The sequence below is a fragment of the Streptomyces flavochromogenes genome, assembly GCF_000717595.1.
Taxonomy (GTDB): Bacteria; Actinomycetota; Actinomycetes; order Streptomycetales; family Streptomycetaceae; genus Streptomyces; species Streptomyces flavochromogenes.
The window spans coordinates 145,136-170,157 of record NZ_JNZO01000021.1 but is presented as its reverse complement, the minus strand read 5'-3'; the positions used below and the strand labels follow the sequence as shown (position 1 = coordinate 170,157).

The window sequence follows — 25,022 nt, the reverse complement described above, 5'->3', positions numbered from 1 at the left end:
GTCCGTGCCGCGGCGCGCGCTGGGATGCGCCGCCCGGGGCCCGCTCCGGTGCGCCCGGCAGGACGTACCGAAGCGGGAGAATCACGACGCACCGCCGACGACCTGCGGTTTCCTCACAGAATCCTCACTTCCGCGCCTACCTGTGGCCGTACCCGGCCGCATAGCCTGCGGGCCCCATGGACTACTGCCACGCGTGCCGGCGGCATCTCAACGGGGCCCTCGCCTGTGCCGGGTGCGGGACTCCCGTCGAGGAACTGCGGTACGAGACCCCCCACATACCCGGCCGGCCGGCCGAGCCCGTCCAGGCGTTCCCGTCGGCCCAGCCGGTGGAGCCTGCCGGGCCCGGGCCCGCGTACGACTCTGGGCCCGAGTACGCGCCTGCGCCCGAGCACGTCTACGAACTCGACGTCCTCGAACCGCCCCGCCCGGCGCCCGGCGGCCGCCGCGCCGCCCGCGTCGCCGCGCAGGGCCGGTCCGCCGACCGCGGCCGCTCCGCCGCCCGCAAGGGCCGCCGCGCGCGGAGCCGCCGGGGCCGTACGGTCCTGGTGGGAACCCTCGGTCTGGTGCTCGCGGCGGGTTCGCTGAGCCTGGCCCGGCTCGCCATGGAGAACCCGGAGCAGGCGGGCGCCGCCACGGCGGTGGAGGAACTCGACGTCACCGAGTCCCCGCTGGCCCCGGAGCCCGTCGAGACCACCGCCGCCCCGGACGGCGGCAACCCGCCGCCGGTCACGTCCGCACCGACCCGCCCCCGCCAGGTGAGCGCGGACACGAGCACGGGCACCGGCACGGGTTCGGGATCGGGCACGGGATCGGGTACGGGCTCCGGTTCAGGGCCGGGTACCGGCACGGGGAACGGGGGCGCCCCGCAGCACCCGTCGACGCCCACCGCCCCGGTGACCCGGCCCGCGGCGACCCCCACCGCGACCCCGTCGGCGACGAAGGCCCACACGCCTCCGTCCGGCACGCCCACCGCCACCGGCCCGACCCCGTCGACCACGGCCACGCCCCCCACTCCCACCCCCACGCCGACCCCGACCCCGACCGAGACGTGCACCCCCTTCCTCTGGTGGTGCGTCTGAGCGGCGGCTGCCCGTCAGGGACCCGCCGGCCGGTGTGAGCCGGCGTCGGCACCAGGACCCGGCGTCAGTCCGCCCAGGGCCTGCCGAACTCCTCGATCAGGACCGGGTACTGCTCGCCGCCGTGGCCGGCGGCGATGGCGCGGTCGGCCATGGCCTTGAACAGCTTCGGGAGTTCGGCGTTGACGCCCAGCGCCTCGCTCTCCCCGATCAGGTGCTCCATGGCCCGCGCGTCGGTCTCCAGGGCCGACACGTCGGCCGGGAAGGAGCCGGCGTCGATCTGCTGCGCGTACCCCGGGAGCCAGTCGGCGACTCCGGCGGCGATCTGCCGGGCGAACGGCGCGTACGTGGCCGCGTCGACGCCCGCCTTCCGCAGCATGGCCGTGCCCTGCAGCCAGGCGTTCAGGACGCTCCACATCATGGCCAGGCCGGCCACGTCGTACAGGGACGCGAGCCCGGGGTCCTCGCCGAGGTGGGTGACGGTGCCGAGCGCTCCGAGGGTGCGGCTGTGGGCGTCGAAGTCCGTCTTCGGGCCGCTGTGCAGGATGACCGCCTCGGCGGTGCCGATCACCGGCGGGACGGCCATGACGGCGCCGTCCAGGTAGCGGGCGCCGCGCCGTTCGGCCCAGCGGGCGGCCTCCCGGGCCTGGGCCGAGTCGCCCGAGGTCAGGTTGATCAGGGTCGTGCCGTCGAGCGTCACGTCGTCCACGTCGAGCAGTTCGTGCACGGCTTCGTAGTCGGTGAGGCAGACGATCGTCAGGGGGCTCGCGTCGAGCGCGGCGCCGATCGACGGCGCCAGGTGCGCGCCCGCTGCCACCAGTGCGGCGGCCTTGGAGCGAGTACGGTTCCACACGGTGGTGGGGTGTCCGGCCCCGAGGAAGGCGCCGGCGAGTGCCTGGCCCATCAGGCCGAGTCCGATGACGGTCACGGGTGCGGTGGCGGATGCGTTCACGGGTGCGGCTGTTCTGTCGGTCATGACAGCATCGTGAACGTTCGTACCGGTGTGAAGGTCAAGCGAGCGCGTGGGCGAGGGAGGCCGAGGTCGCTGTGCGGATCGGGGAGTTGAGCCGCCGGACGGGTGTGCACACCCATCAGTTGCGCTACTACGAGGCCCAGGGCCTCCTGGAGGCCGACCGCGGCTCCAACGGATACCGGGAGTACGACGAGAGCGCCGTGCTGCGAGTGAGGCAGATCCGGCATCTGCTCGGCGCGGGGCTGTCCTCGGAGGACATCGCGTACCTGCTGCCGTGCGCGGTCGGCGAGGTCCCGGAGCTGGCCGGCTGCCCCGAGCTGGTGGCGGCCATGCGGTCGCGGATGGGGCGGATCGAGGACCAGATGGAGCGGCTGGCCCGGTCCCGTGACGCGCTGGCCGTCTACATCGAAGCGGCCGAGCGCATGGGTGCCGAGCACTATCCGCCCTTCGACGGATCCGGCCAGGAGTCCGTCCCCGCCTGAGCGGCGAGGCGAAGCGGGCGAGGTCCGTGCGGGGAGGGTCCGAACGGCGAGGCTTCCCGCGATGCCCTAGACGTCCGGCTGGACGCCGAGCATCCGCTTCAGCAGGTCCCGCAGCAGCGTCCGCTCGGCCTCGGTCAGCTCGCCGAGCGGCTCGCGGGCGAAGTCCAGGGACTCGCGCAGCCGGTGGGCCGTCGCGCGGCCCTCCTCCGTGGGGACGGCCAGTTTGACGCGCCGGTCCGCCGGGTCCGGACGGCGTTCCACCAGGCCGCGGGCCTCCAGGCGGTCCACTATCCCGGTGATGTTGGACGGCTCGCACTTCAGCTTCTGGGCGATGCGGCGCATCGGCAGCGGATCCAGCGAGAGCAGGCCGAGCACACGGGCCTGCGCGCCGGTCAGCGCGTGCTGCGCGGCGGCCTGCTCGTACTCCTCGTAGTAGCGCGCGACGACCGTGCCGATCAGCTCGACGACTTCGAGGGTCAGGGGATCCGTGCGTGGGGTGGCCATGCCCTCCATCCTACCCAGATGCTTGACAACATAAAATATCTAGGTGCATGGTTGTTTAAGGTAGTGAATCTTTTGTGATCTGAAGCTTTTCGTACGTTCTCTGGAGGCCGTGCTCATGTCCGTTCTTCCCGCGTCCAGCCGTGAGTGGCACCTCGTCGCCCGTCCGCACGGCTGGCCGACCCCCGCGGACTTCGCGCTGCGTGAGGCACCCGTCACCGAGCCCGCCGAGGGCCGGATCCTCGTCAAGAACCTGCACTTCTCGGTCGACCCGTACATGCGCGGCCGGATGAACGACGTGAAGTCGTACATCCCGCCGTTCCAGCTCGACCACCCCATGGACGGCGGCGCGGTCGGCGAGGTCATCGCCTCGAACGCCGAGGGTTTCGCCGTCGGCGACCACGTCCTGCACGGCCTCGGCTGGCGCGAGTACGCCGACGTCCCGGCCCGGCACGCCACCAAGGTCGACCCGGCGCTCGCCCCCCTCTCCGCCTACCTCGGCGTCCTCGGCATGACCGGCCTCACCGCCTACGCCGGCCTCTTCGACGTGGCCTCCTTCAAGGAGGGCGACGCGGTCTTCGTCTCCGGCGCCGCCGGTGCCGTCGGCAGCCAGGTCGGCCAGATGGCGCGCCTCAAGGGCGCCTCGCGGGTGATCGGCTCGGCCGGCTCCGACGAGAAGGTCAAGTTCCTCGTCGAGGAGCTCGGCTTCGACGCCGCCTTCAACTACAAGAACGGCCCGGTCAAGGACCAGCTCCGCGAGGCCGCCCCGGACGGCATCGACGTCTATTTCGACAACGTCGGCGGCGACCACCTCGAAGCCGCGATCTCCTCGCTCAACGTGCACGGCCGCGCGACCATCTGCGGCATGATCGCCCAGTACAACGACACCGAGCCGGTCGCGGGACCGCGCAACATGGCGATGATCATCGGCAAGCGGCTCCGTCTCCAGGGCGTCCTCGTCGGCGACCACTACGGCCTCCAGCAGCAGTTCGTCCAGGAGGTCGGCGGCTGGCTCGCGGCCGGCGAGCTCAAGCACCGCGAGACCTTCGTCGAGGGCATCGAGAACGGCGTGGACGCCTTCCTCGGACTGCTCCGCGGCGACAACACCGGAAAGATGATCGTCTCGGTGACCCGTTAGTCTTCCCTCAGCCGTCGCGATCGTGGGCGCGAGTCGCGGCGAACCCATGAAGGAAGTACCCCGCATGTCGATCCAGCACTCCGACGTTCTCTACACCGCCGTCGCCACCGCCGAGAACGGGCGTGACGGGCGTGTCGCCACCGACGACGGCCGGCTCGAGGTCGTCGTCAACCCGCCCAAGGCCATGGGCGGCTCCGGCTCCGGCACCAACCCCGAGCAGCTCTTCGCGGCGGGCTACAGCGCCTGCTTCCAGGGTGCGCTCGGCGTCGTCGCCCGTAACGAGAACGCCGACATCTCCGGCTCGACGGTCACCGCCGAGGTCGGCATCGGCAAGAACGACGACGGCTTCGGCCTCATCGTCAAGATCTCGGCGACCATCCCGAACGTGGACGCCGAGACGGCGAAGAGCCTGATCGAGAAGGCGCACCAGGTCTGCCCGTACTCCAAGGCGACCCGCGGCAACATCACGGTCGAGCTCGCCGTCTGAGCCTTGACCGGGCACGCGATCGACCACTGATCGACCGCTGAACGAGGACCGCACCCCGACCGCCGTCGGGGTGCGGTCCTCGCTGCGTGCGGGCCGCCGTGAGGGCCCCGATAGGGTGACCCCCATGCGCGATCTCGGGGTTGGTTTCGGTTACCTGGTAAAGGGCCAGAAGTGGGTGGGCCGACACGGACGGTGGTTCGGGTTCGGGCTGCTGCCCGGACTCGTGACCCTCGTCCTCTACGCGGGCGCGCTCGTCGGTCTCGGCTACGGCGCCGACGACCTGGCCGCCTGGGTGACCCCCTTCGCCGACGACTGGAGCTCTCCCTGGCTCGGGATATTCCGGGGCACCCTGACCGCCCTGGTCGTCGCCTTCGGTCTCTTCCTCGCGGTCATCACCTTCACCGCCGTGACCCTGCTCGTCGGCCAGCCGTTCTACGAGTCGCTCTCCGAGGAGGTCGACCGCAGCGAGGGCGGCGAGGTGCCCGAGTCCGGGCTCCCGCTCTGGCGCGAGCTGTGGATCTCGGCCCGTGACAGCCTGCGGATCCTGCTCAGGGTCGCGTTCTACGGCGTCCTGCTCTTCGCCTGCGGCTTCATCCCGGTGATCGGCCAGACCGTCGTCCCCGTCATCGGCTTCTGCGTCTCCGGCTTCTTCCTCGCCGAGGAGCTGACGTCCGTCGCGTTCCAGCGCCGCGGCGTCGAACTCAAGGAGCGGCTCGGGATGCTTCGTGGGCGCCGGATGGCCGTCCTCGGTTTCGGCGTTCCGCTGACCCTCGCCTTCCTCGTGCCCTTCGTCGCCGTCTTCCTGATGCCGGGAGCGGTCGCGGGGGCCACCCTGATGGCCCGCGAGCTGGGCGGCGAGACCGGCGACGACCGGGACGAGAACTTCCGGGAGAACGATCACCCGGGCGGCAACCTTCCTTCCTCCGGTGGCGACCACGAGGTGCACCACCTCCCCCACTGAAGGAAGAAGCATCATGACGTCAGCGTCACACAAGCGGAAGACAGGCCGTAGGCGCGCGATCATCGGCGGCCTGAGCGCCCTCGGAGTCACCGGGGCGGCGATCGTCACCACGACCCTGCTCGCCCCGGCGGGCGCCGCGAGCGCCCTGCCCGCCTGGCCGCAGGCCAAGGGCGGCAAGCCGGTCCCCGCGAGCATCGAGGTCTCCGGCACCTACGACGGCAAGCTCCAGCGCTTCCACGGCACCGGTGAGCTCGGCTCGGACGGCCAGGACGAGAGCCAGCAGCCGCTCTTCGTCCTCAAGGACGGCGCGGTTCTCAAGAACGTGATCATCGGCTCCCCGGCCGCCGACGGGGTCCACTGCCTCGGCAGCTGCACCCTGCAGAACGTCTGGTGGGAGAACGTCGGCGAGGACGCCGCCACCTTCAAGGGCACCTCGGCGTCCTCGGTGTACACGGTGTACGGCGGCGGCGCGAGGAGCGCGTCCGACAAGGTCTTCCAGTTCAACGGCGCGGGCAAGCTGGTCGTGACCAGGTTCCAGGTCTCCGACTTCGGCAAGCTCGTCCGGTCCTGCGGCAACTGCAAGAAGCAGTACCCGCGGACGATCCTGGTCAACGACGTCGACATCACCACGCCCGGCAAGTCGATCGTCGGGGTCAACGCCAACTACGGCGACACGGCGTCCCTGCGGAACATCCGGATCCACGGCGACACCAAGAAGAAGATCAAGCCGTGCACCCGCTTCACCGGCAACAACACCGGCAAGGAGCCCAAGGAGATCGGCACCGGCCCGGACGGCACCACCTGCCGCTACTCCGCCGGAGACCTCTCGTACGACTAAGCCGTACGCACCCGGTCCCCGGCGCCGGCTCAGGCGTCGAGGACCGGGTGCAGTTCCGGGCGGGCGTCCCACCACTCCCGGTAGAAGGCGTTGTTGTCGACGTTCGCCAGATAGGCGTGGACCGCCGCCCGGTACAGCAGCTCGGCCTGCCGGGCGGGGACCGCCGCCCTGTTCCAGGCCAGCCGGATCCGGCCCAGGACCGGATCGCCCTCCAGCGGGCGCAGGACCGTGCCCTCCGCGTACGGGGCCGTCGGCTGGCTCATGGAGATCGCCCGGCCGGAGGCGATCAGGTCGTAATGCATCTTCCGGTCGGCGACCCGGTGCCGCAGTGAGGGCGTGAACCCGGCCTTCGCGCACGCGGCGACCAGCGCCTCGGGCCCTCCGTCATCGTCCTCCACCAGCGTCATCCAGGACTCGCCGGCCAGCTCGGCCAGCGCGATCCGGTCCTTTCCGGCCAGCGGGTGCGCGGCCGAGAGGCGCACGCAGAACGGCTCCCTGGGGACCAGGGTCCTGGCCGTGGTGCCCTGGGGCAGGGCGACCTCGTGCTCGTTGACCTCTCCGTACAGCACGGCGTCGTACCGGCCCGCGCCGAGCTGCCGGGTCAGGGTGGTCGCCGAGTGCTCCACGGTCACCGAGATGTCCTGACCGGCCATCACCCGCTCCAGCTGCCCGAGCAGCCCGTCGACCAGCACGAGCAGGATGCAGCCGAGCCGCAGCGGGGTGCCGGGGGCGACGGCCCGCGCCCCGGCGGCGAGGGCGTCCATCTCACCGAGGACGAGCCGCGCCTTGGAGAGGACGAACTCGCCCAGCGGGGTGGGCTCCACGCCGTGCCGGCCGCGCAGGAAGAGCTCCCCGCCCGCGACCCGCTCGATGCGCCGGAGCTGCGCGGAGAGCGCCGGCTGGGAGACCCCGAGCCGCCCGGCCGCGCGGCCCAGACTGCCCGCTTCCGCTATCCGGCAGACGGCCTCGAGATGCCTCAACTCCAGCTGCATTTCAGCAGCGTACGCAGCACCGCGCGGCCGCACCATAACCCGCGCCTTATGCCGGATGAGATGTCCCTAACCAGTCATGTCCACGCCCATACTCGGCGCGACGATCCGTCTCCCCCACCACGATCCCACCCCGATCGGAGCAGACGTTGCACCCCAGCAGAATCACGGCGGCCGTGGCCGCCCTGGCGCTCTCGGCGAGCCTCGCGACCGCCCTCGCCGGCACCGCCACCGCGGCCCCGCAGGCGCAGCCCGTACCCCCGGGCCACGGCAGGTCCCTCGCGCTCGCCGCCGCCGACGGCGCAGCGGCCAGCGGCCTCGACGAGCTCCGGCACGGCGCCGACGAGGACCTCGTCCGCACGTCCGTCACCCCCTGGACGAACGGCCTGTACTACGCCTCGTACGAGCGCACCTACCGCGGCCTCCCGGTCGCCGGCGGCGACGCGGTCGTCGTCTCCGACAGCTCCGGCAAGGTCCGCGAGGTCACCGGCGCCCCGGCGCCCGCCATCAAGGTCTCCACCCGGGCGAAGGTGACCGCCGCCGCGGCCCTGGCCACCGCCCGCAAGCAGCTGGCCTCGGTGGAGAGCGCGAGCGCCCCCGAGCTGACCGTGCTCCTCAAGGGCGGCAAGGCCGTGCTGACCTGGCGCACCCTGGTCATCGGCCGGACCGCGCAGGACGCTCCGAGCTCCCTCGACACCTACGTCGACGCCGGTACCGGCACCATCGCCCGGGCCACCGACAAGATCCTGCACGCCGACGGCCGCGGCTACCACAACGGCAACGTCACCATCGACACCGCCGCGAGCTCCATGACCGACACCAGCCGCGGCGGCTTCAAGTGCGGCGGGCAGAACGGCAGCGCGTACACGGGCTCCTCGCCCTGGGGCAACAACGGCGCCAACGACCTGGTGACCGCCTGCGTCGACATCATGTACGCGGCGCAGAAGGAACACTCCATGCTCAAGGAGTGGTTCGGCTACAACGGCCAGAACGGCCAGGGCGGCATGGTCCCGGCCCGCGCCGGGCTCTCCGAGGTCAACGCCTACTACGACGGCACGAAGACGACCTACGGGCGAGCCCAGACCGGCTCGAACCAGCTCACCGGCATCGACGTCGTGGCGCACGAGTACGGCCACGAGATCTTCGACCGGACCCCGGGCAGCGCCGGCTCCTCCAACGAGAACGGCGGGCTCAACGAGTCCACCGGCGACATCTTCGGCGCGCTCACCGAGCACTACGCCAACAACCCGAACGACACCCCGGACTACACGGTCGGCGAGAAGGTCAACTTCTTCGGCGACGGCAAGCCGATCCGGAACATGTACAACCCCTCGCTCGTCGGCAACGACCCCAACTGCTACCCCCAGTTGAACTCGGGCACCGAGGTGCACGCCGCGGCCGGACCGCAGAACCACTGGTTCTACCTGCTCGCCGAGGGCTCCAACCCGGGCGGCGGCAAGCCCAACAGCCCCATATGTTCCGGCGGTCCGTCCTCCGTGACCGGCATCGGCATCCAGAAGGCCGGCAAGATCTTCATGGGCGCCCTGCTCATGAAGACCTCCTCCTGGAACCACCTCGCCGCCCGCCGGGCGACCCTGACCAGCGCCAAGAACACCTACGGCAGCACCGAGTGCAACGCGGTGAAGGCCGCCTGGAACGCGATCGGCGTCCCCGCCCAGTCCGGTGAGACCGACTGCGGCGGCACCACCACCCCGGACTTCTCGCTCGCCCTGAACCCGTCCTCGGGCTCGGTCCAGGCCGGTGCCTCCGTCACCTCCACGGTGAACACCAGCACCACCGGCGGCAGCGCGCAGACCGTCCAGCTCTCCGCGAGCGGCGCCCCGAGCGGTGTCACGGTCTCCTTCAGCCCGGCGTCGGTGACCTCTGGCAACGCGTCGACGATGACCGTGCAGGTCGCGGCGGGCACGGCCAACGGCACCTACCCGATCACGGTCACCGGCACGGGCTCCGCCACCCACACCGTCACCTACCAGTTGTCGGTCGGCACCACGACCCCGCCCACGGGCTGCGCCGACTCCGAGTACACCTACCAGGGCAGCCTGACCTCCGGCCAGACCGCGGTCCAGCCCGACGGCTCGTACTACTACTCGGCCACCTCCGGCACCCACGTGGGCTGCCTGCGCGGCCCGGCCGGCAAGGACTACGACCTCTACCTGCAGAAGTGGAACGGCGCGGGCTGGGCGGACGTCGCCGTCGGCGGCACCGCGACGGCCGACGAGGACACCAGCTACTACGGCACCGCGGGCTACTACCGCTACATCGTCCACGCGTACAGCGGCTCCGGCGCGTACACGCTGGGCCTGAGCGCCCCGTAACGGGGACGGGGCGCCGTCACGGACCGGGGGTTCCGTGACGGCGGTCCGGAGCCGGGCGGCCGAATGTCCCACGGCCGCCCGGCTCTTTCTCATGAGCCGGTTCGTCGTCAGCCGAGGTCGGCGAGCACGAACCCCGGCTTGTCCGGGCCCGCGTCGGCGATCCGCTCGCCGTCCGGGCCCCAGCCCCCGGCGCCGCCGCCTCCCACGCCGTCCTCGTTGGCCCCGAGGACATTGCCGAGCACCACGTACAGGCCGAAGTCCCGGGCCCGCACCGGGTACACCGTCTCGAACGAGTCGTTGTCCGCGGAGAGCACCGAGCTCGCCAGGTACACCGCGCAGCCGTCGGCGGCGGCGCGCTCGGCCAGCTCGGGGAAGCGGTTGTCGTAGCAGGTGGCCGTCGCGAACCGGACCCCGTCGAGCGCGAACCGCCCGTCCGTCGTGCCCGGCGCGAAGACCTCCTGCTCGATCCCGTACAGATGCTGCTTGTCGTACCGGGCGAGGAGCTCGCCCTCCGCGCCGATGACCAGCGTCGTGACCGCGAACCGGCCGTCCGCCGTCCGCACCGGCCCGTTGACGACGGCCGCGGCCGACACCTCCCGGCAGGCCTCCCGTACGGGTTCGAGCCGGGGGTCGTCCTCGGCGAGGACCAGGTCCGGGGTGTCCCGGATCAGGGTCGGCTCGTACCCGCTGAGGCAGAGCTCGGCGAAGACGACCACCCGGGCCCCCTCGGCCCCGGCGGCCCGGATCAGCCCGGCGATGGTCCGCACGTTGGCGGCGATGTCCCCGGCGACCGGGGCGAACTGGGTGGCTGCGACGATCATGCCCCCATCATCCCGCCCGACCGCCGCCCGGTAACCCCCGGGACCGGCGCATCGCCTCCGCCGTCTCCCGCAGCAGCCCCAGGAAGGCGGCCGCCGCGGCGGTCGGCGTCGGCGGGGTCGCCGCACAGACCCGGCGGTACGGGACGTCGTCCGGGTGGATCGTGACGAGCGCGACCTCCCGGGGGACGGACGCCGCCGCGAGCGCCGGGACGAGGGTGATGCCGAGACCGGCGGCGACCGCGCCGAGCTTGGCGATCCAGTCGTGTGCGAGGAGTCCGGTACGCGGCCGGAACCCGGCGGCGACGGCCGGGCGGAAGAGGGTGTCCTCCAGTCGCTCGGCGCCGACGATCCACTCCTCGTCGGCCAGCTCGGCCAGCCGCACCGCCCGCCGGCCCGCGTACGGATGACCCCGCTCCAGGGCCACCAGCATCGGTTCGTCCAGGAGGTGATGGAGCATCACGCCCTCCGGCGGCGGTGTGGCCGGCGCCGGGGCGACCACCGCGAGGTCCTGCTCCCCGGCGGCGAGCTGCCCCAGATGCTTCACGGACGGGCCTTCGGTGCGGGTGACCGTCACCCCCGGATGCCGGGTGCGGAACGCGGCCTGCGTACGGGGGACGAGCGCCGCGTTGGCGCTGGAGAACGACCCGAGCCGAAGCAGCCCGCCCTCCAGGGTGCGCAGCGCGACGAGGTCGGCCCGGGCCGCGAGCAGTCGGTCCCGTACGGCCTCGGCGTGCGGCAGCAGCACCCGGCCCGCCTCGGTCGGGCGCACCCCGCGCGGCAGCCGCTCGAACAGGACCGAGCCCGTCTCGTCCTCCAGGGCCTGGACCTGGCGCGAGACGGCGGACTGGGTGTAGCCGAGGGCGCGGGCGGCGGCGGTGAAGGACCCCTCGCGGGCGACGGCGAGGAAGACCTCGTACAGGACATGACCATGGGGCATGGCTGCCATGCTAGACATTCGCTTGTCGCATGGGAGGGCCGGGCCTAGCGTCGTCCTCATGAACGCCACGGACAGCACGCGACAGAAGATCGCCTTCATCGGCCTCGGTTCCATGGGCCTCCCGATGGCCCGCCGACTCCTCGACGCGGGGCACCCGTCGACCGTCTGGAACCGCACGGCCGCCAAGGCGGACGCGCTGGTCGCGGATGGCGCCGTCCTCGCCGCGAGCCCCGCAGAGGCCGTCCGGGAGGCCGACGTCGTCATCACCATGCTTGCGGACCCGGCCGCCGCCTTCGCCGTCGCCGACGCCATCGTCCCGGCGCTGCGCCCCGGCACCCACTGGATCGACACCTCGACCATCGGCCCCGACGCCGTCCGCGGCCTCGCCGCCCGGCTTCCCGACGGGGTCACGCTGATCGACGCGCCCGTCATGGGCAGCGTGGACCGGGCCGCCGCGGGCAAGCTGCTGATCCTCGCGGGTGGCGACACCGCTCCCGTCGCCGCCGTCCTCGACCGTCTGGGCACGGTCACCCCGTGCGGCGGCCCGGGCACCGGTGCCGCCCTCAAGCTGGTCCTCATCAACGCCGCCATCGGCGGTGTCGCCCTGGTCGCCGAGGCCCTGGCCCTCGCCGGTTCGCTCGGCCTGCCCAGGGAGCTGGCACTGCGGACCCTCGCCGAGGGGCCGCTGGCGGGAGCCGTCGGCCGCGCCACCGCCACCGGCTCGCACTTCCCGGTCGCCCTCGCCGCCAAGGACGTCGCCCTGGCGACCGCGGTGACGGAACTCCCCGTCCTGCGGGCCGTCCACACCGCCCTCACGGCGGATCCCGCCCTGCTCGGCGAGGACCTGTCGGCCGTTGCCCGCTAGCGGCCCCCCCGGGCCCGGGGCGAGCGGCCGGTCGCCGGACCGGGCGTCCGGACCCCGCGGGTTCGCATCCCGTCGGCCCCGCGCCCGCGCCCCCTGTGCCCAGGCGGCGATGCGCGGCTACGGCCGCGACCCGCCGCCGTGCAGCAGACGCAGGAAGTCGCGGAAGGCGGCCGGCATGTCCACCGCCGCCGGGTCCAGGAGCCACTGGTACTGGAGGCCGTCCATCACCGCCGTCAGGAGCGGCGCCGCGCGCTCCGGGCTCAGCCCGCTCGGCAGCCTGTCGCCGAACTCCAGGCGCAGCACCTGTGCCATGTTCGCCCGCACCAGTGCGTACCGCTCGGTGAAGAACTCCCGCGCCGGGTGCCCGTCCGTCACGCTCTCGCCGAGCAGTGCGGAGAAGGTCTGCACGATGCCGGGCCGCATCGCGTTGTACTCGACGAGCGATTCGAGCAGGTCGAGACGCCAGCCGTCGCGGTCCCGGCCGCCGCTCGTGTCCCAGCGGTCGCGCTCCTCCAGGACGGCGACGAGCAGCGCGTCCTTCGTCGGGAAGTAGTGCAGGAGCCCCTGCTGGGTGAGCCCGACGCGCTCGGCGACGGAGCCGAGGCTGGCGCCCCGGTAGCCGCGCTCGGCGATCACTTCGAGGGCCGCGCGCAGGATGTCCGCCCGCCGCTCCTCGCTCCTGGCCCGCACCATCGCCGTGGCCCCTCTCAGATCGTCGCTTCCGACAGGACCGTACCCCGTCTCAAGAATAACGAAGAGATAACATCACCTACCGATCTACAGGTGTGTGGGGGCACGATGACGGCATCGGGGTCATCGGTACGTCAATGAGGAGGTACGGCCATGACGGAGACCAGCGCGGGCACGGCACGGGCAGAGGCGGACGCCGCACGGGAAGAGGCCGTCGAGACGGCACTCGCCAAGCTCGACCTGGACACCAGAACCCGGCTGCTCGGCGGCCAGGACATGTGGTCCCTGCCCGCCCTGCCGGAGATCGGCCTGACGTCCCTGGTCATGTCCGACGGCCCGATCGGCGTCCGCGGCGTCCGCTGGACCGCCGACGACCCGTCCGTCGCCCTGCCGTCCCCGACCGCGCTCGCCGCCGCCTGGGACCCCGCCCTCGCCCGCCGCGCCGGCCGCCTCCTCGCCCAGGAGGCCCGCCGCAAGGGCGTCCACGTCGTGCTCGCGCCCACGGTCAACCTCCACCGCACCCCGCTCGGCGGCCGCCACTTCGAGGCCTACAGCGAGGACCCCTTCCTCACCGGCGCCATCGGCACCGGCTACGTCCAGGGCGTCCAGGACGGGGGCGTCGGCACCACCGTCAAGCACTTCGTCGCCAACGACGCCGAGACCGACCGCTTCACCGTCGACAACAGGATCGCCCCGCGCCCCCTCCGCGAGCTCTACCTCGCCCCCTTCGAGGCCATCGTCAAGAACGCCCACCCCTGGGGCATCATGACCGCCTACAACCAGGTCAACGGCGTGACCATGACCGAGCACCGCCACCTCGTGAACGAGGTCCTGCGCGGCGAGTGGGGCTTCGACGGCTACAACGTCTCCGACTGGATGGCCGCCCGCTCCACCACCGGCGACATCGAAGGCGGCCTCGACGTCGCCATGCCCGGCCCGCAGACCGTCTACGGCGAGGCGCTCGCCGCCGCCGTCCGCGTCGGCGAGGTCGAGGAGTCCACGGTCGACGCGGCCGTACGCAACGTCCTGCGGCTGGCCGCCCGCGTCGGCGCCCTCGAAGGCGCCCCGCCGGTCGTCACCGAACCCCCGGCCGCTCTCGACGGCGACGCGCTCGCCCGCGAGATCGCCCGCCGCGGCTTCGTCCTCGTCCGCAACGAGAACGGCGCGCTGCCCCTCGCGGCAGGAGCGACCGTCGCCCTCTCCGGCGCCGCCGCCCGCGACGCCCGCGTCCTCGGCGGCGGCTCCGCCCAGGTATTCCCCGAGCACGTCGTCTCCCCGTTGGACGGCCTCGCCGCCGCCCTCGCGGCCGGTCCCGAAGGGGGCGCGCTCACCTTCACCGTCGGTGCGGACCCCAGCGACGAACTCGCGCCCGCCGATCAGGGGTTCACCCTCCGCGCCCGCTGCCGCGACGCCTCCGGCGCCGTGCTCGGCGAGGGCTCCCTGCCCAACGGCCAGGTCCAGTGGATCGGCGACGACCTCCCGGCCGGCGTCACCCACGAGGCCCTCGCCTCCATCGAGGTCGTCGGCACCTTCACCCCGCGCGAGTCCGGCGAGCACTCCTTCGGCACCCGCGGTCTCGGCGCCTACACCCTCACCGTCGACGGCGAGACCGTCTACGAGGGCGTGCAGGCCATGGGCCCCGAGACGGATCCCTTCGAGGCCTTCTTCGGCTCCCCGGTCGAGCGCGCCAGGGTCGCGCTCACCGCCGGGGAGACCGTCGAGGTGTCCCTGCTCCACACCCTCGACAAGGAGTTCGCGGCCCCGCTGCCGGCCGTCATGTTCTCCTTCGTCCACCTCGGTCCACGACGTGACCCCGACGAACTGATCGCCGAGGCCGTCGAGGCGGCGCGCGCCGCCGACACCGCCGTCGTGGTCGTCGCCACCACCGAGCGCGTCGAGTCCGAGGGCTTCGACCGCAAGGACCTCGCCCTCCCCGGACGTCAGGACGACCTCGTACGGGCCGTCGCCGCCGCCAACCCGAACACCGTCGTCGTCGTCAACGCCGGTTCCCCGGTCGCACTGCCCTGGCGCGAGGACGTGGCCGCGGTCCTGCTCAGCTGGTTCCCCGGCCAGGAGGGCGGCGCCGCCCTCGCCGACGTCCTCACCGGCGCCGAGGAGCCCGGCGGCCGCCTCCCCACCACCTGGCCCGTCGCCCTCGCCGACGTCCCCGTCACCGAGACCACCCCCACCGAGGGCGAACTCCACTACGCCGAGGGCGTGTTCATCGGATACCGGGCCTGGGACAAGGCCGGCGCCGTCCCCGCGTACGCCTTCGGCCACGGCCTCGGCTACACGACCTGGTCCTACGACGCCCTGACGGCCGGCCCCGATACCGTCACCGTCCGGCTCACCAACACCGGCGACCGCGCGGGCCGCGAGGTCGTCCAGGTCTACCTGGCACCCGTCGACGACTCCGTGGAGCGCCCCGCCCGCTGGCTGGCCGGCTTCGCGAGCGTCGCGGCGGGCCCCGGCGAGACCGTCGAGACCCGGATCGAGCTGCCCCGCCGCGCCTTCGAGATCTGGGACGAGGAGACGAACGACTGGACGCCCGTCGCCGGAACCTACGAGGTCCTGGCCGCGCACTCCCTCACGGACGCCCGCCTGACCACCACGGTCGAGATCTGACGGCGAGGCTCCTCACGACCGGCCCCGGGGCGGCACCTGACAACCGCCCCGGGGTCCCTCACTCCTTCGTGATCCGCCGGTACGCCAGCTCCGCGAGCCGCGCCTGTCCGTCCCTGCTCGGATGGAAGAAGTCCCAGGGGCTCAACTGCCCGCTGTCGAAACGGAACCCGAAGACCGCCCCGCCGTCGTACCGGCAGCGCTCGTCCTTCGCGCACACCTCCGAGAGCACCCTGTTGTACGCCACCACCCGGTCCTGCACCTCGGCGCGCCGCCGCTCCGCCGCGGCGCCCAGGTCCTCCGCGTCCGACAGCATCGCGCCGCAGACCCCCAGCTTCCACACCTCAAGGCCCATCGGGCTGACCCGCCCCGTGGACCACAGGTGCATCAGGGACGGCACGCTCGCCACGTACACCTGCGCTTTCGGCGCGTCCTTCCGCAGCCGGGCGAGCGCCGTCTCGAAGTGCGTCCGGAAGTCGGCGACCGGGGTCATCAGGGCCGGGGTGGCCCGGCAGGCGTCGTTCGCGCCCATCATCACCGTGACCAGCTCGGGCCGTTCGGCGGCCGCCACGGCCATCTGCTCCGGAAGCTCCGCCATCCGCGCCCCGGTCCGCGCCAGGTTCCAGCTGTGGGTGGCGGCCTTCTCCGGGCCGAGCAGGCGCAGCGCGAGGCTGTTCACGGCGGTGTCCGTGCCCGTCGCCCAGGACGACTCGGGGCAGTCCGCGAGAATCGCGCAGGCGTCGAAGGCGCGGGTGACGGAGTCGCCGACGGCGGCGACGGAGGCGGGGGAGACGTCCCACAGCGAGGTCGGCTTCGGGGCCGGTTTCGGAGCCGCCTTCGGGGCCGACTTCGATGTCGTTCTCGCCTCCGGGGCGCTCGCCGCGGGCTCCCCGGCGGTGCAGCCGGACAGCGCTCCCGCGCACAGCAGCGCCGCCGTCGCGGTGGCGACAGCGGTACGGATTCTGCGTCGGCCGCGCATCCCCGGCCCCTCCTTCGGCGTCCTGGCGGGTGAAAGCTTCGTGTTCACCCGCCCCCGGACCGACCGTACGTCACACCGATGACGGCGCGGCACGGTAGCTTTTCCCCCGTCGAACCAGAGGCACCTTTGCCGACCGGCTCCGGTAAATTACATCACGTCACATACTGTCCCCTTTTTGAAGGTTTGTGACGTTTTGCTCCTGATGCTGTTTACTGAGGCCGCTGGGAAAGGCGAACCTCGTCCCACACTGGAGGTCCCGGTGACGACACGTGGAGTCCTGTACGTTCACTCCGCACCGCGCGCGCTGTGCCCGCACGTCGAATGGGCGGTCGCGGGTGTCCTCGGTGCGAGGGTCCAGCTCGACTGGATCCGCCAGCCGGCTTCCCCCGGCACCTGGAGAGCAGAGTTCTCCTGGCAGGGCCGTACCGGCACCGCCTCCGAACTCGCCTCCGCCCTGCGCGGCTGGCAGATGCTCCGCTTCGAGGTGACCGCGGAGCCCTGCCCCACCGCCGAGGGCGAGCGCTACAGCGCCACCCCCGACCTGGGCATCTTCCATGCCGTCACCGGCATGCACGGGGACATCCTGGTCCCCGAGGACCGGCTGCGGGCAGCGCTCGCGCGCTCCGCGCAGGGCGAGACCCAACTGGAGGCCGAGATCGCCCGGCTCCTCGGCAAGCCCTGGGACGACGAACTGGAGCCATTCCGGTACGCGGGCGAGGGCGCCCCCGTCCGCTGGCTGCATCAGGTCGTCTGACCGACCGTCACCGGCGAACGACGGCGCGGCGCTCCCGCACACCGCCGGCCGACCGGCGGTGCCGCCCTGGTGCGAGGGGCGGTCCTGACCGGCCTCGGGGGGCGGCGCGGAGGTCATGGTGCTGCGCCGAATGCGCCTGAACGCCCGGCCGTCGCGGATCCCGGGGCCACGAGGATCAGAAGGGCCTTCTCCGTGCGCCCCTCGCCCGTGCCGGACTCCGTCCGCCGGGCATGGCGGAGGCCCGACCCCCCGGGGTGGGGAATCGGGCCTCCGTCGTATGTCAGACGCGTCGCGTTCAGACCGTGCGGAACGCCAGGACCACGTTGTGGCCGCCGAAGCCGAACGAGTTGGCCTCTTCTCCGTGCGCCCCTCGCGCCGCTTCGCGGGCTTCGGGGCGCTGTGGCGGACTCCGTCCGCCGGGCATGGCGGAGGCCCGACCCCCCGGGGTGGTGGGGAATCGGGCCTCCGTCGTATGTCAGACGTGTCGCGTTCAGACCGTGCGGAACGCCAGGACCACGTTGTGGCCGCCGAAGCCGAACGAGTTGTTGATCGCGGCGATCGTGCCCTGCGGGAGTTCGCGGGGCTCGTCGCGGACGATGTCCGCGTCGACCGCCGGGTCCAGCTCGTCGACGTTGATCGTCGGCGGGGCCAGGCGGTGGTGGAGGGCCAGGACCGTCGCGACGGTCTCGATGCCGCCGGCGCCGCCGAGGAGGTGACCGGTCATCGACTTCGTCGCGGAGATCGCGACGTGGTCCAGGTCGTCGCCCAGGACCTTCCGCAGCGCCTTGATCTCGGCGACGTCACCCTGCGGCGTCGACGTGGCGTGCGCGTTGAGGTGGACGACCTCGGACGGCTTGAGGTCCGTGGCGTCGAGCAGGTTCTGCATCGCGGCGGCGATGCCCCGGCCGGTCGGCTCGGGCTGCGCGATGTGGTGGCTGTCGGCCGACAGGCCCTGGCCGAGGACCTCGCAGTAGACCCGGGCGCCGCGGGCCTTCGCGTGCTCCTCGGACTCCAGGATCACGACGCCCGCGCCCTCGCCGAGGACGAAGCCGTCACGGCCGGTGTCGTAGGGACGCGAGGCCTTCGTCGGCTCGTCGTTGCTCTTGGACATCGCCATCATGTTGGCGAAGGCGGCGATCGGCAGCGGGTGGATCGCGGCCTCGGTACCGCCGGCGACGACCACGTCGGCACGGCCGGTGCGGATCATCTCGACGGCGTAGCCGATCGCCTCGGCACCCGACGCACACGCGGAGACCGGGGTGTGGACGCCCGCCCGGGCGTTCACCTCCAGGCCCACGTTCGCGGAGGGGCTGTTCGGCATGAGCATGGGCACGGTGTGCGGGGAGACGCGGCGAACGCCCTTCTCCTTCAGCACGTCGTACTGGTCGAGCAGAGTCGTTACGCCGCCGATGCCGGAGGCGATGACCGACCCGAGCCGCTCGGGCGCGACGGACGCGTCCTCGCCGGCGGGGGCGGTGTAGCCCGCGTCGGCCCAGGCTTCACGGGCCGCGATCACCGCGAACTGCGCCGAGCGGTCCAGCTTGCGGGCGAGCGGGCGGGGCAGGACGTCACCGGGGTCGACGGCGGCGGTCGCGGCGATCTGCACGGGCAGTTCGGCGAAGCGCTCGCCCTCCAGGGGCCGGACGCCGGAGCGCCCCGCGAGAAGACCTTCCCAGGTCGACGCGGAGTCGCCACCCAGCGGTGTGGTTGCGCCGATACCGGTGACGACCACGGTGCGATTGGTCGAGCTCACAGGAATTCGTTCTCCATGTGTGTGATGGTCGGAATACGGCGCCACCGCCGGGTGGCGGACCGAGTCAGCGAGGGCCGAATCAGGCCTGGTTCTTCAGGATGTAGTCGGCAGCGTCGCCAACCGTCTTGAGGTTCTTGACGTCCTCGTCCGGGATCTTGACGTCGAAGCGCTCTTCGGCGGCGACGACGACCTCGACCATGGAGAGCGAGTCGACGTCCAGGTCGTCGGTGAAGGACTTGTCCAGCTGGACGTCCTCGACCGGGATGCCGGCGATCTCGTTGACGATCTCGGCGAGGCCTTCGACGATCTGGTCCTGGGTGGCGGCCATGGTGGCGCTCCTTCTTGTGATTACTTGTGAAAAGGCTTCCGGGAGAACCGGAGTGCCTAGGGGAGGGTAACGACCGTCGCGGCGAAGACGAGACCCGCCCCGAAACCGATGATGAGCGCCGTGTCGCCGCTCTTCGCCTTGCCGGTCGCCAGGAGTCGTTCCATGGCGAGCGGAATCGAGGCCGCGGACGTGTTGCCGGTGGTCTCGACGTCACGGGCGACCGTGACGTGCTCCGGCAGCTTCAGCGTCTTCACCATCGAGTCGATGATCCGCATGTTCGCCTGGTGCGGGATGAAGACGTCCAGATCGTCCGCCGAGATTCCGGCGGCGTCCAGGGCCTGCTGGGCGACCTTGGCCATCTCGAAGACGGCCCAGCGGAAGACCGCCTGACCCTCCTGCGTGATGGCGGGGAACTTGATCTCGCCCTGCTGGTTGAGCGGCAGCTTCGAGACATCGCCGGAGGGGGTCCCCCCTGCTCGAGCGGAGCCGAGAGCTTGGGGGTGGAACTCGTTCCACGGCACGGTCTGCTTGATCGTCTCGGACTTGTCGCCCTCGGAACCCCAGACGGTGGGGCCGATGTGCGGCTCGTCCGAGGGGCCGACGACCACGGCACCGGCGCCGTCGCCGAACAGGAAGGCCGTCGCGCGGTCCTCCAGATCCGTCAGGTCGCTGAGCCGCTCGACACCGATCACGAGCACGTACTCCGCGGAGCCCTCGACGATCATGCCCTTGGCGAGCGTCAGGCCGTAGCCGAAGCCCGCGCAGCCGGCGGAGATGTCGAACGCGGCCGGCTTCCCGGCGCCGATCTTGTCGGCGATCTCGGTGGCGACGGCCGGGGTCTGCTTGAAGTGCGACACCGTGGAGACGATCACGGCGCCGATCTGCTCGGGGTTGATCCCGGCGTCGGCGATGGCCTTGCCCGAGGCCTCCACCGACATGGCGGCGACGGTCTCCTCGGGCGAGGCCCAGTGGCGGGTGGCGATACCGGAGCGCGAGCGGATCCACTCGTCGGACGAGTCGATCGTCTCGAGGATCACCTCGTTCGGCACGACCCGGGTGGGGCGGTAGCCGCCGACACCGAGGATCCGTGCGTACGGGGCGCCCTTGCTGGGCTTGATCTTCGACATGCTTCTCGACACTCCTTGTCAGACGGCCGCGTGCTCAGCGATGAGCGTACGGGCCGCGTCGAGGTCGTCGGGAGTCTTGAGGGCGACCGTGGACACGCCCGGCAGGGCGCGCTTGGCGATGCCGGTCAGGGTGCCGCCGGGGCACACCTCGATCAGCGCGGTCGCGCCGAGCGCCTGGAAGGTCTCCATGCACAGGTCCCAGCGGACCGGGTTCGCGACCTGGCCGACCAGGCGGGCCACGACCTCGGCGCCGTCGGTGACGACCTGCCCGTCCTTGTTCGAGACGTAGCGGGTGGTCGGGGCGGCCGGGGACAGCTCCTTCGCCGCCGCCTCCAGCTTGGCCACGGCCGGGGCCATGTGGTGCGTGTGGAAGGCACCGGCGACCTTGAGCGCGACGACCCGGCGGACACCCTCGGGCTTGTCCGCCTCCAGGGCGGCCAGCTGCTCCATGGTGCCGGCGGCCACGATCTGGCCCGCGCCGTTCACGTTGGCCGCGGTCAGCCCGAGCTTCTCCAGGTGCGGGACGGTGACCTCGGGGTCGCCGCCGAGCAGCGCGGACATGCCGGTCTCGGTGATCGCGGCGGCCTCGGCCATCGCGAGCCCGCGGGTCCGGACGAGACGCAGCGCGGCGGTGTCGTCGAGGACGCCCGCGAACGCGGCGGCGGTGAACTCGCCGACGCTGTGACCGGCGACGATGCCGGGCGCCACGTCACCGAGGGCGGCGGCGGACAGCAGACCGGCGGCGACGAGGAGCGGCTGGGCCACGGCGGTGTCACGGATCTCGTCCGCGTCCGCCTTCGTGCCGTAGTGGGCGAGGTCGAGCCCGATGGCGTCCGACCAGGCCGCGATGCGGTCGGCGGCGCCGGGGAGTTCGAGCCAGGGAGTCAGGAAGCCGGGCGTCTGGGCGCCTTGGCCGGGAGCGACGAGTACGAGCACCCTCACACTCTCTCTTGCGGACGGCTCCGAGCGCCCGTGGGGACAGGGACGAAGAACCGTCGGGGGAATTGTTGGTGTTCGACAAAAGTCTAGGACTGCTGATCTCCGTCGGCCAAGCGTCCGAGAATGAGCGCGATCCGCAGCGTGAACGCGGAACGCACATCAGAGGGTGACCAGCCGGTGACGTCGGTCACACGTCGGAGCCGGTAGCGCACGGTGTTGGGGTGTACGAACAGCATGCGGGCCGCGCCTTCCAGGCTGCTGGCCTGCTCCAGATAGACACTGAGAGTTTCGAGCAGCGCCGAGCCCGCTTCTTCCAGCGGTCTGTAGATCTCCTCCACCAGCTGCTCGCGCGCCGAAGGGTCGGAGGCGATGGCGCGCTCCGGCAGGAGATCGTCCGCGAGGACGGGGCGGGGAGCGTCCTGCCAGGCCGAGCAGGCCTTCAGGCCCGCTGCGGCGGCCTGCGCGGAGCGCGTGGCGGCCAGCAGGTCGGGGACGACGGGGCCCGCGACGACCGGGCCGGCCGCGTACGGGCCGATCAGGGCCTTCGCCACGGCCAGTGGATTGTCGTTGCCGCCGGCGATGACGACCAGGCGGTTGCCGAGGACGCCGGTGAGGACCTGGAGCTTGGCGTGCCGTGCCGCGCGGCGGATCGCCTCGACGGTCAGCTCGCTGTCGCCGTCGGGCGCCGTGCCGAGGATCACGCACACATGGTCCGGGGAGTTCCAGCCGAGCGCCGCGGCACGCGAGACCGCGCCTTCGTCGGCCTCGCCGGAGAGGACCGCGTTGACCACGAGCGATTCCAGGCGCGCGTCCCAGGCGCCCCGGGCCTCTGCGGCCTGCGCGTACACCTGGGCGGTCGCGAAGGCGATCTCCCGGGCGTAGACGAGGAGCGCCTCGCGGAGGATGGACTCGTCGCCGGGGGCGGCGACCTCCTCGATCGCCGTCTCCATGACCTCGATGGTGGTTCGCACCATCTCGACGGTCTGGCGCAGGGTGATCGCGCGGGTCAGCTCGCGGGGCGCGGTGCCGAAGACGTCCGTCGAGATGGCCTGCGGGGTCTCCGGGTGCCGGAACCACTCGGTGAACGCGGCGATACCTGCCTGGGCGACCAGGCCGATCCACGACCGGTTCTCGGGCGGCATCGCCCGGTACCACGGCAGCGTCTCGTCCATGCGGGCAATGGCGTTGGCGGCGAGCCGCCCGGAGGACTGTTCGAGGCGCTTCAGGGTCGCGGCGTGCGGGTGAGGGGCGTTCGTGGGTTCTGGCACGGGGACAAGACTGCCTTATCGGGACGGCAGTGTGCGGGGTCGGGGCGGGTTCGTCTCCGGCGGGCCCGAGGCCCCGGCCCTGCCGGAACCCCCGGGGGCACCTCGCGACGGAACCCGGGTACGGCCCCGGGAGCGCTTCCCCACGAAGCCCGGGTACGGCCCGGGGCGCCTCCCGACGGAACCCGGTCACAGCCCTTGGCGGCCGCACTACCGTAGGGCCCGTGATACGCATCCAGCGCGCGGGGGAGCGGTACCCCGGGGGCGACCGGGCCGCCGGGATCGAGACCCGGCACGCCCTGTCCTTCGGGCCGCACTACGACCCCGACAACCTCCGCTTCGGCGCCCTGCTCGCCTGCAACGAGGAGCGGCTGGCGCCCGGCGCGGGCTTCGACGAGCATCCGCACAGCCACACCGAGATCGTCACCTGGGTCGTCGAGGGGGAGCTCACCCACCACGACACGGCCGGACACACCACGGTCGTCCGCCCCGGCGACCTCCAGCGGCTGAGCTCCGCCGGGGGAGTCCGGCACGTCGAACGCAACGACGCCGGCGTGCCGCTCGTCTTCGTGCAGATGTGGCTCGCACCGCTGTCGCCGGGCGGGGAGCCCTCGTACGAGGTGGTGCGCGGGATCAGGGAGCCGTACGACCTCCCGGAGGCGGACGCGCGGCTGCACGTCCGCCGCCCCGCGGCGGGCGGGCGGGTCGCCGTACCGGCCGCCGACTTCGTGTACGTCCATGTCGTGCGGGGCACGGTCGGGCTCGACGAGGAGCTGCTGCACCCCGGCGACGCCGCCCGCATCACCGATGCCCGGGGTCGCACCCTCGTCGCCACGACCGGTGCGGAGGTCCTGATCTGGGAGATGCGGGACTGGCGCAAGGCCCTCGGCTGAACGACCGGGGGCCCGTCCTTCAGGCGAGCGCGCTCTTCTTCCTCCACTGCTCCCAGCTCAGGTTCCACGCCCCGTAGCCGTTGCCCTCGGCGACCGTGCCCTTGGTGTCCTTGCCGGTGATCTCGAAGGGGTCGCCGACGTTCACCGCGCCGTAGAAGGACGCCGCGTCGGCGTCGCTCATGCCGATGCAGCCGGAGCTCATGTTGGCGTTGCCGAAGTACCGGGCGTTCCACGGGGCGGCGTGCGCGTACATTCCCGACCAGGTCAGCCGCATCGAGTAGTCGACGTCCTTGTCGTAGGCGTCCCCGAGCCCGACCGTCTCCGAGTTCATGTTGATGGTGCCCTCCTTCGCCATCAGCACGGCCGTGCCCCGCCACGACCGCTTGTCGCCGCCCGGGGTGCCGCCGGAGACCGGGATCGTACGGACCGTGCGGCCCTCCTTGGCCAGGGTCAGCCTGTGGCGGTCCAGGTCGACCTTGACGACCTGCGCCGCCCCGACCGTGAAGCCGGTGCGGTAGTCCCGTACGAACCAACCGCCGCCCGAGTCGGTGCCGTTCAGATCCGCCTCCAGGGTGACCTTCGTACCGGGCTTCCAGTACGTGCGGGGGCGCCAGTCCGCCCTGTCCCGGCCCGAGTAGTCCTTGACCCAGCCCCAGGAACCCTCGGTCGCGTTCGAGGTGGTCACCTTGAGCTGCTTCTCCACGTCCGCCTTCTTCGTCACCGGCAGGTCGAAGACGATCGAGACGGGGTGGGCGATGCCGACGGTGGTGTTCTTGCCGGGGGCGAGGGTCAGCTTGTTGACCTTGTCCGCCTCGGCCGTCTCGAAGGACGACCGGGTGGTCGACTCCTTGCCGTCGGCCGTACGCGAGGTGACCTCCACCGTGTACGCGGTGCCCGGCGCCGCCTTGCGGTCCGAGACCCACCGGGTGCCGCCCGCGGCCGCGCGCCCCGCGAGCGCACCGCCGTCCGCGTCCACGACCTTCACCTCGGAGATCGTGCCGCCCGTCGCGGTCACCGTCACCGGGGCGCCGGCCGCCGGCTCCACGACCGTCACCTTCGCCGGCGGGGCCTTCGGCGCGTCCGCCGCGGGACCTCCGGCTCCCTCGGGACCGCTCGCCGCCTGAGCCGTACAGGCCGTCAGCGAGACGGTCAGCGCGACTGCCGCGAGAACGGGACGGGGTGCGCGTATTCGCAGCACGGGAGACCTCCGCAGTGATGAGGAGCCAGTGGGATGTTTCGGACTGTAGGTCGCTCCCCGCGCCGCACGG

General features: G+C 72.3%; 24 protein-coding genes. 11 read left to right on the top strand and 13 right to left on the bottom strand.

Annotated elements, in window-relative coordinates:
* Positions 1-176: 176 nt before the first annotated feature.
* On the top strand, positions 177-1,079 hold the full coding sequence (locus tag IF00_RS45765; protein ID WP_030321896.1) for an SCO2400 family protein: 903 nt from the start codon (positions 177-179) through the stop codon (positions 1,077-1,079).
* A gap of 64 nt (positions 1,080-1,143) precedes the next feature.
* On the opposite strand, the gene IF00_RS0125745 is transcribed toward IF00_RS45765, so the two are convergent.
* Positions 1,144-2,052 carry an NAD(P)-dependent oxidoreductase gene (locus IF00_RS0125745; protein ID WP_030321894.1) on the bottom strand — a complete coding sequence of 303 codons (909 nt, stop codon included), beginning with the start codon at positions 2,050-2,052 and terminating at the stop codon, positions 1,144-1,146.
* Between the two features lie 71 nt (positions 2,053-2,123).
* On the opposite strand from IF00_RS0125745, the gene IF00_RS0125740 reads away from it, so the two are divergent.
* Complete coding sequence (locus IF00_RS0125740) at positions 2,124-2,531, top strand: MerR family transcriptional regulator (RefSeq protein WP_030321892.1); 408 nt, start codon at positions 2,124-2,126, stop codon at positions 2,529-2,531.
* 66 nt (positions 2,532-2,597) lie between these two features.
* On the opposite strand, the gene IF00_RS0125735 is transcribed toward IF00_RS0125740, so the two are convergent.
* Entirely contained in the window at positions 2,598-3,035 is a 438-nt protein-coding gene (locus IF00_RS0125735) for a MarR family winged helix-turn-helix transcriptional regulator (RefSeq protein ID WP_030321890.1), read from the bottom strand.
* Between the two features lie 115 nt (positions 3,036-3,150).
* Here IF00_RS0125735 and IF00_RS0125730 point away from each other — a divergent pair, with 115 nt between their 5' ends.
* The 4 genes from IF00_RS0125730 to IF00_RS0125715 all read left to right on the top strand — a co-directional run bounded on the left by IF00_RS0125730 (position 3,151) and on the right by IF00_RS0125715 (position 6,456).
* Positions 3,151-4,170: an NADP-dependent oxidoreductase gene (locus IF00_RS0125730; protein WP_030321889.1), complete on the top strand. Its 1,020-nt coding sequence runs from the start codon at positions 3,151-3,153 to the stop codon at positions 4,168-4,170.
* A 64-nt stretch (positions 4,171-4,234) separates the two neighbouring features.
* On the top strand, positions 4,235-4,657 hold the full coding sequence (locus IF00_RS0125725) for an organic hydroperoxide resistance protein (protein WP_030321886.1): 423 nt from the start codon (positions 4,235-4,237) through the stop codon (positions 4,655-4,657).
* Positions 4,658-4,781: 124 nt separating this feature from the next.
* Positions 4,782-5,618 carry an EI24 domain-containing protein gene (locus tag IF00_RS0125720; protein WP_030321884.1) on the top strand — a complete coding sequence of 279 codons (837 nt, stop codon included), beginning with the start codon at positions 4,782-4,784 and terminating at the stop codon, positions 5,616-5,618.
* 13 nt (positions 5,619-5,631) lie between these two features.
* Entirely contained in the window at positions 5,632-6,456 is an 825-nt protein-coding gene (locus IF00_RS0125715) for a pectate lyase (RefSeq protein WP_030321882.1), read from the top strand.
* A 29-nt stretch (positions 6,457-6,485) separates the two neighbouring features.
* On the opposite strand, the gene IF00_RS0125710 is transcribed toward IF00_RS0125715, so the two are convergent.
* Positions 6,486-7,448: a LysR family transcriptional regulator gene (locus tag IF00_RS0125710; protein WP_030321878.1), complete on the bottom strand. Its 963-nt coding sequence runs from the start codon at positions 7,446-7,448 to the stop codon at positions 6,486-6,488.
* A 146-nt stretch (positions 7,449-7,594) separates the two neighbouring features.
* On the opposite strand from IF00_RS0125710, the gene IF00_RS0125705 reads away from it, so the two are divergent.
* Positions 7,595-9,781 (top strand): M4 family metallopeptidase, encoded by a 2,187-nt coding sequence (locus IF00_RS0125705; protein WP_245234632.1) that lies wholly within the window; start codon positions 7,595-7,597, stop codon positions 9,779-9,781.
* A gap of 107 nt (positions 9,782-9,888) precedes the next feature.
* Here IF00_RS0125705 and IF00_RS0125700 read toward each other — a convergent pair whose 3' ends face one another.
* On the bottom strand, positions 9,889-10,602 hold the full coding sequence (locus tag IF00_RS0125700) for a carbon-nitrogen hydrolase family protein (RefSeq protein WP_030321875.1): 714 nt from the start codon (positions 10,600-10,602) through the stop codon (positions 9,889-9,891).
* 7 nt (positions 10,603-10,609) lie between these two features.
* Positions 10,610-11,539: a LysR family transcriptional regulator gene (locus IF00_RS0125695; protein ID WP_245234631.1), complete on the bottom strand. Its 930-nt coding sequence runs from the start codon at positions 11,537-11,539 to the stop codon at positions 10,610-10,612.
* A 58-nt stretch (positions 11,540-11,597) separates the two neighbouring features.
* Here IF00_RS0125695 and IF00_RS0125690 point away from each other — a divergent pair, with 58 nt between their 5' ends.
* On the top strand, positions 11,598-12,404 hold the full coding sequence (locus tag IF00_RS0125690; RefSeq protein WP_030321872.1) for an NAD(P)-dependent oxidoreductase: 807 nt from the start codon (positions 11,598-11,600) through the stop codon (positions 12,402-12,404).
* Positions 12,405-12,521: 117 nt separating this feature from the next.
* On the opposite strand, the gene IF00_RS0125685 is transcribed toward IF00_RS0125690, so the two are convergent.
* Positions 12,522-13,097 (bottom strand): TetR/AcrR family transcriptional regulator, encoded by a 576-nt coding sequence (locus IF00_RS0125685; protein WP_030321870.1) that lies wholly within the window; start codon positions 13,095-13,097, stop codon positions 12,522-12,524.
* 150 nt (positions 13,098-13,247) lie between these two features.
* Here IF00_RS0125685 and IF00_RS0125680 point away from each other — a divergent pair, with 150 nt between their 5' ends.
* Positions 13,248-15,719, top strand: coding sequence for a beta-glucosidase (locus IF00_RS0125680; protein WP_030321868.1), 2,472 nt, complete (start codon positions 13,248-13,250; stop codon positions 15,717-15,719).
* Positions 15,720-15,777: 58 nt separating this feature from the next.
* Here IF00_RS0125680 and IF00_RS0125675 read toward each other — a convergent pair whose 3' ends face one another.
* Positions 15,778-16,695 carry an SGNH/GDSL hydrolase family protein gene (locus tag IF00_RS0125675; protein ID WP_030321866.1) on the bottom strand — a complete coding sequence of 306 codons (918 nt, stop codon included), beginning with the start codon at positions 16,693-16,695 and terminating at the stop codon, positions 15,778-15,780.
* A gap of 259 nt (positions 16,696-16,954) precedes the next feature.
* On the opposite strand from IF00_RS0125675, the gene IF00_RS0125670 reads away from it, so the two are divergent.
* Positions 16,955-17,449 (top strand): DUF3145 domain-containing protein, encoded by a 495-nt coding sequence (locus IF00_RS0125670; protein ID WP_030321864.1) that lies wholly within the window; start codon positions 16,955-16,957, stop codon positions 17,447-17,449.
* A 490-nt stretch (positions 17,450-17,939) separates the two neighbouring features.
* Here the strand turns inward: IF00_RS0125670 and fabF are convergent, their stop codons facing one another.
* The 5 genes from fabF to IF00_RS0125645 form a co-directional block, all read right to left on the bottom strand.
* On the bottom strand, positions 17,940-19,202 hold the full coding sequence (gene fabF, locus IF00_RS0125665) for a beta-ketoacyl-ACP synthase II (protein ID WP_030321863.1): 1,263 nt from the start codon (positions 19,200-19,202) through the stop codon (positions 17,940-17,942).
* 79 nt (positions 19,203-19,281) lie between these two features.
* Positions 19,282-19,530: an acyl carrier protein gene (locus IF00_RS0125660; protein WP_030321861.1), complete on the bottom strand. Its 249-nt coding sequence runs from the start codon at positions 19,528-19,530 to the stop codon at positions 19,282-19,284.
* A gap of 56 nt (positions 19,531-19,586) precedes the next feature.
* The gene (locus IF00_RS0125655; protein ID WP_030321859.1) at positions 19,587-20,657 is read right to left on the bottom strand and encodes a ketoacyl-ACP synthase III; all 1,071 of its coding nucleotides are present in this window, start codon (positions 20,655-20,657) and stop codon (positions 19,587-19,589) included.
* Positions 20,658-20,675: 18 nt separating this feature from the next.
* Positions 20,676-21,593, bottom strand: coding sequence for an ACP S-malonyltransferase (locus IF00_RS0125650; RefSeq protein WP_030321857.1), 918 nt, complete (start codon positions 21,591-21,593; stop codon positions 20,676-20,678).
* Between the two features lie 89 nt (positions 21,594-21,682).
* On the bottom strand, positions 21,683-22,864 hold the full coding sequence (locus IF00_RS0125645; protein ID WP_030321855.1) for a PucR family transcriptional regulator: 1,182 nt from the start codon (positions 22,862-22,864) through the stop codon (positions 21,683-21,685).
* A gap of 221 nt (positions 22,865-23,085) precedes the next feature.
* Between IF00_RS0125645 and IF00_RS0125640 the strand changes: the two genes are divergently transcribed.
* Positions 23,086-23,754: a pirin family protein gene (locus tag IF00_RS0125640; protein WP_030321854.1), complete on the top strand. Its 669-nt coding sequence runs from the start codon at positions 23,086-23,088 to the stop codon at positions 23,752-23,754.
* A 19-nt stretch (positions 23,755-23,773) separates the two neighbouring features.
* Here IF00_RS0125640 and IF00_RS0125635 read toward each other — a convergent pair whose 3' ends face one another.
* Positions 23,774-24,952, bottom strand: a complete 1,179-nt coding sequence (locus IF00_RS0125635) for a L,D-transpeptidase family protein (protein ID WP_030321852.1) — start codon at positions 24,950-24,952, stop codon at positions 23,774-23,776.
* Positions 24,953-25,022: the final 70 nt, after the last annotated feature.